15 protein-coding genes, 1 tRNA gene and 1 pseudogene are annotated in these 13795 nt (G+C 47.5%); 12 read left to right on the top strand and 5 right to left on the bottom strand.

Going from position 1 to position 13795, the window contains the following annotated elements:
• Window positions 1–66: 66 nt before the first annotated feature.
• Window positions 67–1629: a 4-hydroxyphenylacetate 3-monooxygenase, oxygenase component gene (gene hpaB / locus J4650_RS00245; RefSeq protein WP_000801496.1), complete on the top strand. Its 1563-nt coding sequence runs from the start codon at window positions 67–69 to the stop codon at window positions 1627–1629.
• 17 nt (window positions 1630–1646) lie between these two features.
• Window positions 1647–2159, top strand: a complete 513-nt coding sequence (locus J4650_RS00240) for a 4-hydroxyphenylacetate 3-monooxygenase reductase subunit (RefSeq protein WP_001195551.1) — start codon at window positions 1647–1649, stop codon at window positions 2157–2159.
• A 332-nt stretch (window positions 2160–2491) separates the two neighbouring features.
• Here the strand turns inward: J4650_RS00240 and hiuH are convergent, their stop codons facing one another.
• Window positions 2492–2902, bottom strand: coding sequence for a hydroxyisourate hydrolase (gene hiuH, locus J4650_RS00235; protein WP_000820358.1), 411 nt, complete (start codon window positions 2900–2902; stop codon window positions 2492–2494).
• A gap of 135 nt (window positions 2903–3037) precedes the next feature.
• Here hiuH and hprR point away from each other — a divergent pair, with 135 nt between their 5' ends.
• From hprR to J4650_RS00215, 4 genes are all read left to right on the top strand, one after another.
• Window positions 3038–3718: a response regulator transcription factor HprR gene (hprR, locus tag J4650_RS00230; protein WP_000698207.1), complete on the top strand. Its 681-nt coding sequence runs from the start codon at window positions 3038–3040 to the stop codon at window positions 3716–3718.
• A complete protein-coding gene (locus tag J4650_RS00225) occupies window positions 3711–5075 on the top strand; it encodes a heavy metal sensor histidine kinase (RefSeq protein ID WP_000240033.1) in 1365 nt (454 codons plus the stop codon). The genes hprR and J4650_RS00225 overlap by 8 nt, the downstream gene beginning before the upstream one ends.
• A 172-nt stretch (window positions 5076–5247) precedes the next feature.
• A complete protein-coding gene (locus J4650_RS00220; protein WP_023993502.1) occupies window positions 5248–6717 on the top strand; it encodes a C69 family dipeptidase in 1470 nt (489 codons plus the stop codon).
• Between the two features lie 108 nt (window positions 6718–6825).
• Window positions 6826–6936 (top strand): hypothetical protein, encoded by a 111-nt coding sequence (locus tag J4650_RS00215; protein WP_023994385.1) that lies wholly within the window; start codon window positions 6826–6828, stop codon window positions 6934–6936.
• Here the strand turns inward: J4650_RS00215 and J4650_RS00210 are convergent, their stop codons facing one another.
• A complete protein-coding gene (locus J4650_RS00210) occupies window positions 6937–7107 on the bottom strand; it encodes a YlcI/YnfO family protein (RefSeq protein WP_001111006.1) in 171 nt (56 codons plus the stop codon).
• A gap of 332 nt (window positions 7108–7439) precedes the next feature.
• Between J4650_RS00210 and sopB the strand changes: the two genes are divergently transcribed.
• Together sopB and sigE are read left to right on the top strand one after the other, a co-directional pair.
• Window positions 7440–9125 (top strand): SPI-1 type III secretion system effector inositol phosphate phosphatase SopB, encoded by a 1686-nt coding sequence (gene sopB / locus J4650_RS00205; RefSeq protein WP_001166946.1) that lies wholly within the window; start codon window positions 7440–7442, stop codon window positions 9123–9125.
• Between the two features lie 16 nt (window positions 9126–9141).
• Window positions 9142–9483: a type III secretion system chaperone SigE gene (gene sigE / locus J4650_RS00200; protein ID WP_000444724.1), complete on the top strand. Its 342-nt coding sequence runs from the start codon at window positions 9142–9144 to the stop codon at window positions 9481–9483.
• Window positions 9484–9492: 9 nt separating this feature from the next.
• On the opposite strand, the pseudogene J4650_RS22700 reads toward sigE, so the two are convergent.
• Window positions 9493–9814: pseudogene (locus tag J4650_RS22700) on the bottom strand (hypothetical protein).
• Between the two features lie 217 nt (window positions 9815–10031).
• Between J4650_RS22700 and pipB the strand changes: the two are divergent.
• Entirely contained in the window at window positions 10032–10907 is an 876-nt protein-coding gene (gene pipB / locus J4650_RS00195; RefSeq protein ID WP_001123040.1) for an SPI-2 type III secretion system effector PipB, read from the top strand.
• A 221-nt stretch (window positions 10908–11128) separates the two neighbouring features.
• Window positions 11129–11809, top strand: coding sequence for a type III secretion system effector protease PipA (pipA, locus tag J4650_RS00190; protein ID WP_000938182.1), 681 nt, complete (start codon window positions 11129–11131; stop codon window positions 11807–11809).
• A gap of 136 nt (window positions 11810–11945) precedes the next feature.
• On the opposite strand, the gene J4650_RS00185 is transcribed toward pipA, so the two are convergent.
• Window positions 11946–12033 (bottom strand) — tRNA-Ser (locus J4650_RS00185).
• 394 nt (window positions 12034–12427) lie between these two features.
• Between J4650_RS00185 and yccA the strand changes: the two genes are divergently transcribed.
• Entirely contained in the window at window positions 12428–13087 is a 660-nt protein-coding gene (gene yccA, locus J4650_RS00180) for an FtsH protease modulator YccA (protein WP_000374046.1), read from the top strand.
• Between the two features lie 86 nt (window positions 13088–13173).
• On the top strand, window positions 13174–13503 hold the full coding sequence (tusE, locus tag J4650_RS00175; protein ID WP_000904446.1) for a sulfurtransferase TusE: 330 nt from the start codon (window positions 13174–13176) through the stop codon (window positions 13501–13503).
• On the opposite strand, the gene yccX is transcribed toward tusE, so the two are convergent.
• The gene (gene yccX / locus J4650_RS00170) at window positions 13500–13781 is read right to left on the bottom strand and encodes an acylphosphatase (RefSeq protein WP_000072884.1); all 282 of its coding nucleotides are present in this window, start codon (window positions 13779–13781) and stop codon (window positions 13500–13502) included. The genes tusE and yccX overlap by 4 nt on opposite strands.
• Between the last annotated feature and the right edge of the window lie 14 nt (window positions 13782–13795).

Raw genomic sequence — 13795 nt, 5'->3', positions numbered from 1 at the left:
CAATTGAACAACAAATAAGAAACATATTATTAACAAAACATTCCGATTAACGAGGAAGAGGCCGCAATGAAACCTGAAGATTTTCGTACTGATAACAAGCGTCCGTTAACGGGCGAAGAGTATTTAAAAAGCCTGCAGGACGGGCGGGAAATTTATATTTACGGCGAACGCGTTAAAGATGTTACGACACATCCGGCATTCCGCAATGCCGCAGCCTCTGTCGCACAACTGTATGACGCATTACATAAACCGTCGATGCAAGATACCCTGTGCTGGAATACCGATACCGGCAGCGGCGGTTATACGCATAAATTTTTCCGCGTGGCGAAAAGCGCAGACGATCTGCGCCAACAGCGTGATGCTATCGCCGAGTGGTCACGCCTGAGTTACGGCTGGATGGGACGCACACCGGATTACAAAGCCGCCTTTGGCTGCGCTCTGGGCGCTAACCCAGCCTTCTACGGCCAGTTTGAGCAGAACGCCCGCAACTGGTACACCCGCATTCAGGAGACTGGCCTGTACTTTAACCATGCTATCGTCAACCCGCCCATTGACCGCCACAAACCTGCCGACGAAGTGAAAGACGTCTATATCAAGCTGGAGAAAGAGACGGACGCCGGGATTATTGTCAGCGGGGCGAAAGTTGTCGCCACTAACTCCGCCCTGACTCACTACAACATGATTGGTTTCGGCTCAGCCCAGGTGATGGGCGAAAACCCGGATTTCGCTCTGATGTTTGTCGCGCCAATGGATGCCGAAGGCGTAAAACTTATTTCGCGCGCCTCGTATGAAATGGTCGCGGGCGCGACGGGCTCGCCGTTTGATTATCCACTCTCCAGCCGCTTTGATGAAAACGATGCCATTCTGGTGATGGACAAGGTGTTGATCCCGTGGGAAAACGTGTTGATTTACCGTGATTTCGATCGTTGCCGTCGCTGGACGATGGAAGGCGGCTTTGCCCGTATGTATCCACTGCAAGCCTGTGTTCGTCTGGCGGTTAAACTTGATTTCATTACCGCGCTGCTGAAAAAATCGCTCGAATGTACGGGTACCGTAGAGTTCCGGGGCGTGCAGGCCGATCTCGGCGAAGTCGTGGCCTGGCGCAATATGTTCTGGGCATTGAGCGATTCTATGTGTTCCGAAGCAACCCCGTGGGTAAACGGCGCCTGGCTACCGGACCACGCCGCGCTGCAAACCTATCGTGTGATGGCCCCAATGGCCTACGCGAAAATTAAAAATATTATTGAACGTAACGTTACCAGCGGCCTGATTTACCTGCCTTCCAGCGCCCGCGATCTGAATAATCCGCAAATCGACCAGTACCTGGCGAAATACGTACGCGGCTCTAACGGAATGGACCATGTTGAACGTATCAAAATTCTTAAATTGATGTGGGATGCCATCGGCAGCGAGTTTGGCGGTCGCCATGAGCTGTACGAGATTAACTACTCGGGCAGCCAGGATGAAATTCGTCTGCAGTGCCTGCGTCAGGCCCAGAGCTCCGGCAATATGGATAAGATGATGGCAATGGTCGATCGCTGCCTCTCCGAATACGATCAGAATGGCTGGACGGTTTCGCATTTGCACAATAACGACGACATCAATCAACTGGATAAGCTGCTGAAATAACGCGGCAGGAGGTTCTCATGCAAGTAGATGAACAACGTCTGCGTTTTCGCGATGCGATGGCAAGTCTGGCGGCAGCGGTCAACATCGTAACCACGGCGGGTCACGCCGGACGCTGCGGTATCACCGCAACAGCGGTCTGTTCCGTCACCGATACGCCGCCCTCCGTGATGGTATGTATTAATGCCAATAGCGCCATGAACCCCGTCTTTCAGGGCAACGGCAAGCTGTGCATTAATGTACTTAACCATGAGCAGGAGCTGATGGCGCGCCACTTTGCCGGTATGACGGGGATGGCGATGGAAGAGCGTTTTCACCAGCCATGTTGGCAAAACGGGCCGCTGGGCCAGCCGGTACTTAACGGCGCGCTGGCCGGTCTTGAAGGCGAGATCAGCGAGGTACAAACCATTGGCACGCATCTGGTGTATCTGGTGGCGATCAAAAATATTATTCTTAGCCAGGATGGGCATGGCCTGATTTATTTCAAACGCCGTTTTCATCCGGTCAGACTTGAGATGGAAGCGCCTGTTTAACCGTCACTCATGCCCACAAGCGGGATAACCACCGCTTGTGGGAGAAGAGTCGATACGCTGAAGATTTTTATTCCCGCCGCGATGTTTGCTCGCCATAAATCGCGGCGATTAATACAATCTAAGAGCCTATCCCACCAAGCGTTATTGGCGCAGCCAGTTTGGACACGGACAGCGCGCAAAAACCGGAGCGTACACGTAGTACGTGAGGTTTGACTCGCTACACTCGCCCTTCGGGCCGCCGCAAGCGGCGTTCAAAACGCTAACGCGTTTTGGCGAGCACTGCCCAGGACCAAAATGGCAAGTAAAATAGCCCTAATGGGATAGGCTCTAAATTAGCTCCCGCGATAGGTTGAATAACCATACTGACTTAATAACAGCGGCACATGATAGTGCTCATTCGTTTTGCTGATATGAAACTCGACGGGAATCTCCGGGAAAAACGTATCCAGTTTTTTACTTTCAAAATACTGGCCGGTTTTAAAAATAACGCGATAATCCCCCGGCGCGGCAGCTTTTTCGGGCCACAGTGCTTTAATTCGTCCATCCTGGTCGGTATGCCCGGTGTTTAATTGCGTCCATCCGTTATCCTTTTTCTGCTCCAGTACCACCTCCACGCCGGGCGCCGGTTTGCCTGTTTGCTGATCGAGAATATGTACGCTGAGAATATTGTTGCCAGCGGCCAGCGCCATTGCCGGGGCTGCAACAAGAGATGCTATCACGGTAGCCAGTATATGTCGTTTCATGCTTCACTCCTTTACGGTATTGATGCAGGAAAATATATCTGGCGCGTCCAGGATTAACCTTACACGGACATGACAATTATGTCATCTTGTTGGAGATTTACGGATTCGCTAACAAGCCTATGGCATACTGCGTTGATGAAGATTTTATTGATTGAAGATAACCAGAAAACCATTGAGTGGGTACGTCAGGGACTCACGGAAGCAGGCTATGTGGTTGATTATGCCTGTGATGGACGAGACGGATTACACCTCGCCCTTCAGGAACATTATTCATTGATTATTCTTGATATTATGCTGCCGGGGCTTGATGGATGGCAGGTTTTACGCGCGTTACGCACTGCGCATCAGTCCCCTGTTATTTGCCTGACGGCGCGCGACTCGGTTGAGGATCGCGTCAAAGGTCTTGAGGCGGGCGCTAATGATTACCTTGTTAAGCCTTTTTCCTTCGCCGAACTGCTGGCCCGGGTGAGAGCTCAACTCAGACAGCATGTCCCTGTCTTTACCCGACTGACGATCAATGGTCTGGACATGGATGCCACAAAGCAATCGGTGTCACGAAATGGCAAACCGATTTCCCTGACCCGCAAAGAATTCCTGCTCCTCTGGTTACTGGCGTCCCGGGCAGGAGAAATCGTGCCCCGAACCGCGATCGCCAGCGAAGTTTGGGGAATTAACTTTGATAGTGAAACCAACACCGTTGATGTCGCGATTCGTCGGCTGCGCGCCAAAGTAGACGATCCATTTGAAAAGAAGCTCATTATGACCGTCCGGGGGATGGGTTATCGATTACAGGCGGAAACGTCGCAGAATGGTTAAGTTATCAATGACGCTGCGCCTGACAATTTCTTTTATCGCCATCCTTATCCTCGCCTGTACCGGCATTAGCTGGACGCTCTATAACGCGCTGAGCAAAGAATTAACGTATCGGGATGATATGACGCTAATAAATCGGGCGGCGCAAATGCAGCAACTGTTACTGGATGGCGCCAGGCCGGAAAATCTGCCGCTCTATTTCAATCGGATGGTGGATACGAAGCAGGATATCTTATTGATCCATTCAGCAACAGGCCACAATGTTGCGATTAATCATAGCGGCATCCCCGACCAACGCTTTAACGAGATTCCGCTGGCTAAAAACATCACCCGCGAAACCTTATTTCGCCAGGCGGTACAAGGCACGGAGCTGACCGCGGTACGAGTAAACGCCAGAAGCGGCGATGACCCGCTGACCCTTACTATTGCCAGGCTGGCGACGGAAAGGCGGCAAATGCTGACGCAATATCGCCGCAACAGTTTGCTGATGAGCCTTATCGCGATCCTCGTCTGTTCGGCGCTCAGTCCATTAGTCATCAGAAACGGGCTGCGGGCCATTACGTCGCTCAGCCGACTCACCGCGGCGACAGATAGCGGCACACTTCGCCAGCCGTTGGCGGAACAGGCGTTACCCGTTGAGCTCAGGCCGCTTGGACAAGCGCTAAATACCATGCGCCAGAAGCTTTCCGACGATTTTGAACGCCTGAACCAATTTGCCGACGATCTGGCGCATGAGCTGCGCACGCCGGTTAATATTTTACTGGGGAAGAATCAGGTGATGCTGAGTCAGGAACGCAGCGCCGAAGAGTATCAACAAGCCCTTGTCGATAATATTGAAGAGCTGGAGGGACTGTCGCGACTGACAGAAAATATTCTCTTTCTGGCACGCGCGGAGCACCAGAATATAGCGGTAAAAAAACAGCCTGTTTCGCTCAATGCGCTGGTCGAAAATATGCTGGATTATCTTAGCCCCCTTGCCGAGGAGAAGCGCATCTGTTTTATAAATCAATGTCAGGGAACGGTATGGGCTGACGAAATATTATTACAAAGAGTGCTCTCAAACCTGCTGACGAATGCCATCCGTTATTCTGATGAAAACGCCGTGATACGTATTGAAAGCGCTTATGATGATAACGTTGCAGAAATTCGGGTCGCTAATCCGGGCAGCCACCCAGCCGATGCGGATAAGCTTTTCCGGCGTTTTTGGCGAGGAGATAATGCCCGCCACACTGCCGGTTTCGGCCTGGGGTTATCGTTAGTTAACGCGATTGCTCTATTACACGGTGGTTCGGCATCTTACCGCTATGCCGATGAACATAATATCTTTTCGGTTCGTCTGCCCGATAGTGGTGATAGCTAAGGTCAGTACAGGTTCTGTTCCCCTTCCCTGCCACAGGGCTGTGGTTATCAATACAACCTCAATAAAGAGAAAATAAAGGATGCCGGCAAAGAATATTGCTGGCTCGATCACTTTCTCGGTTTCCAATCCAGGGTCAATTCATCCCATAACGCGTTATTCAGTGGGAACCTTTATGAAAAAGTATCTTGCATTCGCCGTTACGCTGCTGGGTATGGGTAAAGTCATCGCCTGTACTACCCTTTTGGTAGGCAATCAGGCTTCGGCTGACGGCTCCTTCATTATCGCACGCAACGAAGATGGCTCGGCAAATAACGCCAAGCATAAGGTTATTCACCCCGTCGCGTTTCATCAACAAGGCGAGTATAAAGCGCATCGCAACAATTTTAGCTGGCCGCTTCCGGAGACAGCGATGCGCTATACGGCAATTCATGACTTTGATACTAACGATAACGCCATGGGTGAAGCCGGTTTCAATTCGGCGGGCGTCGGAATGAGCGCAACGGAAACCATTTATAATGGCAGAGCGGCGCTGGCTGCCGATCCTTACGTGACAAAAACGGGAATCACGGAAGACGCCATTGAGTCCGTGATCCTGCCAGTGGCGCAATCGGCGCGTCAGGGCGCCAAATTACTGGGAGATATTATTGAACAAAAAGGCGCGGTCGAAGGTTTCGGCGTCGCGTTTATTGATAGCAAAGAGATATGGTATCTGGAGACGGGAAGCGGTCATCAATGGCTGGCAGTACGACTTCCGGCAGATAGCTATTTCGTTTCCGCCAATCAGGGACGTTTACGCCATTACGATCCGAATGATAACGCGAATTATATGGCGTCACCAACGTTAGTAAGCTTTGCGAAAAAGCAGGGATTATATGATCCGGCCCGCGGCGAATTCGACTTCCATCAAGCCTATTCGCAGGATAACAAAAACGATACCACCTATAATTATCCGCGCGTCTGGACGCTACAACATCAGTTTAATCCGCATCTGGATACGGTCGTTAGCGAAGGGGAAACATTTCCTGTTTTTTTAACGCCAATAACGAAGATCAGCGTGGCGGCAGTAAAAAACGCGTTACGCAATCACTATCAGGGTACGTCGCACGACCCTTATGCCAGTCATAATCCACAAGAACCATGGCGACCTATATCCGTTTTTCGTACCCAGGAGTCACATATTTTACAGGTCAGACCGAAATTACCGCAGGCTATCGGCAACGTAGAATACATCGCCTATGGAATGCCATCTCTTAGCGTCTATCTCCCCTATTATCAGGGAATGCGTCATTATCAACCCGGAGATGATAAAGGAACCGATCGGGCGAGCAACGACTCTACCTACTGGACATTCCGCACGCTGCAAACGCTGGTTATGCAGGACTACAATGCGTTTGCGCCAGATGTGCAACACGCCTGGAAAACATTTGAACAGCAAACAGCTAAGCAGCAGTATAAGATGGAGCAGAGCTATCTGAGATTATATGCGTCACATCCGAAAGAAGCGCAACGCTTACTGCAAAATTTTGAAGATAAAACGATGCAAAATGCGCAGACGCTCGCCCGTCGCCTGACCAATAATATTATTACGACAATGACTTACCGCACAGATATGAAATATCACTTTTCAAGTACGCAACCATAAATTTAATGACAATCTATTAGCCACTCATACACAATAAGATAAAGCGGCACCAGAATTAGCCAGATATAAAAGACAATAATTATTATGGATTCATAGAGAGGATAGTTTATGACACTCCAGACAAATATCAGCAGAGAGACAAAAGCGGCAAAGACCCAGGAGGTATATAAGCACGTTGTTCTTTTCAAAATGGCCGCCTCCTCTCACATAAGACGATAACTACAGCTTATGTCCCGTGTTACATAACTTTTCCCGACAGGCCTCTTTTACCCATGCTGAAAAATTCCGCGTCTTTTCAGATTTCAACGCGAATTCTATCTGTTCAAGCATGGAATAGGAAAAACGAATATTCTTCGTCACGGTCTTACTTGTCCGGGGCTTTGCTGGCATACACACACCTGTATAACATTTGATGTAACGCCGTTACTTTACGCAGGAGTAAATCGGTGAATTTGATCTGAGTCAAGAAGGTGGGTTTTCAATAAAAGTTGTGCCCTAAATTGTGAAGTTTGTAGATTTTATGAACATTTAATGTACCGATCTCCCCCCATGATCGCCACTACGTATGGACGTCAGGACACCTCCCCGCCTGATCAGAAGCGTTTCCTCATTAAAAAGGACATTTTTTTAAAGTTCCTGGTGCATAAAAGTCACATCCTTTTAAAGGGTTGTTAACCCTGTTGAATGTTCCCACTCCCCTATTCAGGAATATTAAAAACGCTATGCAAATACAGAGCTTCTATCACTCAGCTTCACTAAAAACCCAGGAGGCTTTTAAAAGCCTACAAAAAACCTTATACAACGGAATGCAGATTCTCTCAGGCCAGGGCAAAGCGCCGGCTAAAGCGCCCGACGCTCGCCCGGAAATTATTGTCCTGCGAGAACCCGGCGCGACATGGGGGAATTATCTACAGCATCAGAAGGCGTCTAACCACTCGCTGCATAACCTCTATAACTTACAGCGCGATCTTCTTACCGTCGCGGCAACCGTTCTGGGTAAACAAGACCCGGTTCTAACGTCAATGGCAAACCAAATGGAGTTAGCCAAAGTTAAAGCGGACCGGCCAGCAACAAAACAAGAAGAAGCCGCGGCAAAAGCATTGAAGAAAAATCTTATCGAACTTATTGCAGCACGCACTCAGCAGCAGGATGGCTTACCTGCAAAAGAAGCTCATCGCTTTGCGGCAGTAGCGTTTAGAGATGCTCAGGTCAAGCAGCTTAATAACCAGCCCTGGCAAACCATAAAAAATACACTCACGCATAACGGGCATCACTATACCAACACGCAGCTCCCTGCAGCAGAGATGAAAATCGGCGCAAAAGATATCTTTCCCAGTGCTTATGAGGGAAAGGGCGTATGCAGTTGGGATACCAAGAATATTCATCACGCCAATAATTTGTGGATGTCCACGGTGAGTGTGCATGAGGACGGTAAAGATAAAACGCTTTTTTGCGGGATACGTCATGGCGTGCTTTCCCCCTATCATGAAAAAGATCCGCTTCTGCGTCACGTCGGCGCTGAAAACAAAGCCAAAGAAGTATTAACTGCGGCACTTTTTAGTAAACCTGAGTTGCTTAACAAAGCCTTAGCGGGCGAGGCGGTAAGCCTGAAACTGGTATCCGTCGGGTTACTCACCGCGTCGAATATTTTCGGCAAAGAGGGAACGATGGTCGAGGACCAAATGCGCGCATGGCAATCGTTGACCCAGCCGGGAAAAATGATTCATTTAAAAATCCGCAATAAAGATGGCGATCTACAGACGGTAAAAATAAAACCGGACGTCGCCGCATTTAATGTGGGTGTTAATGAGCTGGCGCTCAAGCTCGGCTTTGGCCTTAAGGCATCGGATAGCTATAATGCCGAGGCGCTACATCAGTTATTAGGCAATGATTTACGCCCTGAAGCCAGACCAGGTGGCTGGGTTGGCGAATGGCTGGCGCAATACCCGGATAATTATGAGGTCGTCAATACATTAGCGCGCCAGATTAAGGATATATGGAAAAATAACCAACATCATAAAGATGGCGGCGAACCCTATAAACTCGCACAACGCCTTGCCATGTTAGCCCATGAAATTGACGCGGTACCCGCCTGGAATTGTAAAAGCGGCAAAGATCGTACAGGGATGATGGATTCAGAAATCAAGCGAGAGATCATTTCCTTACATCAGACCCATATGTTAAGTGCGCCTGGTAGTCTTCCGGATAGCGGTGGACAGAAAATTTTCCAAAAAGTATTACTGAATAGCGGTAACCTGGAGATTCAGAAACAAAATACGGGCGGGGCGGGAAACAAAGTAATGAAAAATTTATCGCCAGAGGTGCTCAATCTTTCCTATCAAAAACGAGTTGGGGATGAAAATATTTGGCAGTCAGTAAAAGGCATTTCTTCATTAATCACATCTTGAGTCTTGAGGTAACTATATGGAAAGTCTATTAAATCGTTTATATGACGCGTTAGGCCTGGATGCGCCAGAAGATGAGCCACTGCTTATCATTGATGATGGGATACAGGTTTATTTTAATGAATCCGATCATACACTGGAAATGTGCTGTCCCTTTATGCCATTGCCTGACGACATCCTGACTTTGCAGCATTTTTTACGTCTGAACTACACCAGCGCCGTCACTATCGGCGCTGACGCAGACAATACTGCTTTAGTGGCGCTTTATCGCTTGCCGCAAACCAGTACCGAAGAAGAGGCGCTCACTGGTTTTGAATTATTCATTTCAAACGTGAAGCAATTGAAAGAGCATTATGCATAATTTAATACGTCAACATACTTTCTTAATGAGATAAAACGCGATACGTATGCCCTTTACAAGAGACAAGACCAGAATCTTTGGTGGAAATGTAAGGGGCAAACGTTCATCTCTCTCATTTTGCTCTGTTTGCGGGAGCATTTTTAGTGTGTAAGTATTCCTGCTCATCAGGTTTTTACGCCATCTACGCGCATTTATTCTGGTATAAGTTGAAATACTGCAAAAAAATATTAGTGCTTATTATTTTTTCTTTAAGTAAATTTTCGCTCAACAAACTTAATTGTTTATTCAATGATGATGAAGCGTAAGCTATGCTGGAAATGAAGGAAGTCAATAGCAAGGATAATCTTATTATTCACGGGTGATATTACTTCTGCTTCACCGTTATGGCAGATATCATCGCCTCTTGTCAGATGCCAGACACCTACTCATACTCAACCAAAGCTCTAAATACAAAAATCACCTTATATCTTTTTTTATTATTCCTTGTATAAATGTGACTTGACTCACACCTATAAGGAGTCGGCTCACTTCCATAAGAAGGAATCAAAATGCCAATAACTAACGCGTCCCCAGAAAATATATTAAGATATTTGCATGCGGCCGGTACCGGTACGAAAGAAGCAATGAAAAGTGCAACTTCACCACGCGGTATACTGGAATGGTTTGTCAATTTTTTTACCTGTGGTGGAGTAAGAAGAAGCAATGAAAGATGCTTTCGGGAGGTAATTGGAAAACTGACCACATCATTATTATATGTAAATAAAAATGCTTTCTTCGATGGTAATAAAATATTTCTGGAGGATGTCAACGGGTGTACTATATGTCTGTCATGTGGAGCAGCATCCGAAAATACGGATCCCATGGTCATTATTGAAGTGAACAAAAATGGAAAAACTGTAACGGATAAAGTTGATAGTGAGAGATTTTGGAATGTATGTCGAATGTTAAAACTGATGAGTAAACATAATATACAACAGCCTGATTCACTTATAACCGAGGATGGTTTTCTGAACCTGCGCGGAGTAAACCTGGCTCATAAAGATTTCCAGGGGGAAGATTTGTCAAAAATAGATGCTTCTAATGCAGATTTCCGTGAAACAACTCTTTCTAATGTAAATTTAGTCGGTGCAAATTTGTGTTGTGCAAATCTACACGCTGTAAATCTAATGGGTTCAAACATGACTAAAGCAAACCTGACTCACGCAGACCTGACTTGCGCTAACATGTCCGGTGTAAACTTAACCGCTGCAATTCTATTCGGCTCAGACTTAACTGACACCAAACTAAATGGTGCGAAATTAGATAAGATAGCTCTAACTTTAGCGAAAGCATTAACAGGAGCCGATCTGACAGGTAGTCAACATACCCCTACTCCACTCCCGGATTACAATGATAGAACTCTTTTCCCCCATCCGATATTTTAGTCGAGATAAAGGGATTTTATAAACAAGAAGTATTCAAACAGAGGCCCCCTTGTTTTATTAAATAAACCCCGCCCCTAAGTTTCATTATAAATAACATTTTCAGCGTATTACTTGTTGGCTTTGTCTGAATCATAGCGTTATCTGTATGTGGCACATTAACTAAAAACACTATTATTGTTTAATTTAAATAATTCATAATTGTAGTCAGGAAATAAGAAGTTATGCTTCCGGTCACCTACAGATTAATACCTCAAAGCGGAGTATCCACATATGGATTAAATACCGCAGATACACCTGTTTTCCCCGATATTCCCGAACATGCACCAAACCCCTCACGGCTACGCCTTGCTCATGACAGCCTTGCCATAAACAGTGAATTCCGTCTGGAGCCAGAGTGTGTGGTGGAGTACCTTATCTCAGGCGCGGGTGGAATAGACCCTGATACAGAAATTGATGACGACACTTATGACGAATGCTACGATGAACTATCCTCCGTACTTCAAAATGCGTATACCCAAAGCGAAACATTCCGCAGACTGATGAATTACGCATATGAAAAAGAACTACATGATGTGGAGCAGCGCTGGCTACTGGGGGCAGGCGAAGCCTTTGAAACTACCGTGGCTCAGGAACACTTCAAACTTTCAGAAGGCAGGAAAGTTATTTGTCTCAATCTGGACGATTCTGATGATTCATATACCGAACATTATGAAAGTAACGAAGGAAGACAACTTTTTGACACAAAACGTTCATTTATTCATGAAGTTGTACATGCACTGACCCATCTTCAGGATAAAGAAGAAAATCATCCAAGAGGCCCTGTTGTCGAATATACCAACATTATTCTGAAAGAGATGGGGCATCCTTCACCTCCCAGAATGGTCTACATCTTCAATAAATAGACACATCAGGAAACGAAAAGAAACTAAAAACCCACGTAGTCCGTTTTTTCGGGAAATGTTCTAGCAGTATTTTCTAACTATATTCTAAGCGCCCAAAAAACAAAGGGGTTACCTTTCGGTAACCCCTTGTTTAATCTGGCGGAAGCGCAGAGATTCGAACTCTGGAACCCTTTCGGGTCGCCGGTTTTCAAGACCGGTGCCTTCAACCGCTCGGCCACACTTCCGGAATGAGGCGCACTATAAACATCCCGGTGCGTCATGTAAAGACCGAATGTGTTCGTTTGCGTGAAAAACAGGCAAATTTTCGTTAATTGCCTGAAATAGCGGCACATTGACCATTTCTTCAACACAAAAACTGGCTTAATACGTATTGATCGTCCCCACTGTTTTACCGCTGTGATTATCAATTTTTTATCGGTAACGCGTGGTTGGCGCTGCCGCCTGTTTTATGGCGTAGCGCCAGGCATGAGCAGACCGTTTTAACGACGGTAATCACCTGAAATCTCTTAAGGAAACTAAACGTAAACGAATGCGTAAAGATGGGTAAAACCACTGGGTGACAGTGACTGTTTTTATTATTCTCCTTTATTAATTACATCTGTCATAAGAGAGTGACTAATGGATCGTATCATTACATCATCGCGTGATCGTAGCTCGCTACTGAGTACGCACAAAGTACTGCGCAACACCTATTTTCTGTTGAGCCTGACGCTGGCTTTCTCCGCAATTACCGCGACAGCCAGTACGGTACTGATGCTGCCCTCCCCCGGCCTGATTCTGACGCTGGTCGGTATGTATGGGCTGATGTTCCTGACCTATAAAACCGCCAATAAGCCGGTCGGTATCCTGTCTGCTTTTGCGTTTACCGGCTTCCTCGGCTATATCCTGGGCCCGATTCTTAACGCCTATCTGTCAGCAGGCATGGGCGATGTCATTGGCCTGGCGCTGGGTGGTACCGCGTTAGTATTTTTCTGCTGCTCCGCTTACGTTCTGACCACCCGTAAGGATATGTCTTTCCTGGGCGGTATGTTAATGGCCGGGATCGTCGTCGTGCTGATTGGTATGGTGGCGAATATTTTCCTGCAACTGCCTGCATTGCACCTGGCGATTAGCGCGGTGTTTATCCTGATTTCCTCGGGCGCTATCCTGTATGAAACCAGTAACATCATTCACGGCGGTGAAACCAACTATATTCGTGCGACCGTCAGTCTGTACGTTTCGCTGTACAACATCTTTGTCAGCCTGCTCAGCATTCTGGGCTTCGCCAGCCGCGACTAATCGACATTCCCCTCTTCCAGCCCTGCTTATGCAGGGCTTTATTTTTTGCTACACTGCCGTCCGTGTTGATTACGCAGTGAAACGTTATGTTGATCTTTGAAGGTAAAGAAATCAGTACTGATAGCGAAGGCTATCTGAAAGAGACGACGCAGTGGAGTGAAGCGCTGGCAGTCGCTATCGCCGCCAATGAAGGCATTGAGCTCTCTGCGGAACACTGGGAAGTCGTGCGCTTCGTGCGCGAATTTTACCTGGAGTTTAATACCTCTCCCGCCATCCGAATGCTGGTAAAAGCGATGGCGAATAAGTTCGGCGAAGAAAAAGGCAATAGCCGCTATCTGTATCGTCTGTTCCCGAAAGGCCCGGCAAAGCAAGCGACCAAAATCGCCGGTCTGCCCAAACCGGTAAAGTGTATTTAATACCGAATACTAAAGCCTGTTAGCGTCTCGCGAGGGCTGTGCGGTTCAGTGAGGATTTTGTCCACACGAGCAGAGCGCGGCCCGCCCTCTTTCAGCCACTTGATGAGTTTTTCCACCTGCGCCGCGTCGCCACAGGCCACTACTTCTACGCTTCCGTCATCCATATTCTTCGCATAGCCGGTTAACCCCAGCCGCTGCGCCTCATGCTGCGTGGTATAGCGAAACCCGACTCCCTGAACGCGACCATAAACCCAGGCGATAATGCAGACGTTCGACATGATGGTTCTCCTTT

It is taken from the genome of Salmonella sp. 32120201201600049SM (assembly GCF_017572835.1).
Taxonomy (GTDB): domain Bacteria; phylum Pseudomonadota; class Gammaproteobacteria; order Enterobacterales; family Enterobacteriaceae; genus Salmonella; species Salmonella enterica.
This window is presented reverse-complemented; position numbering and strand designations above follow the sequence as displayed.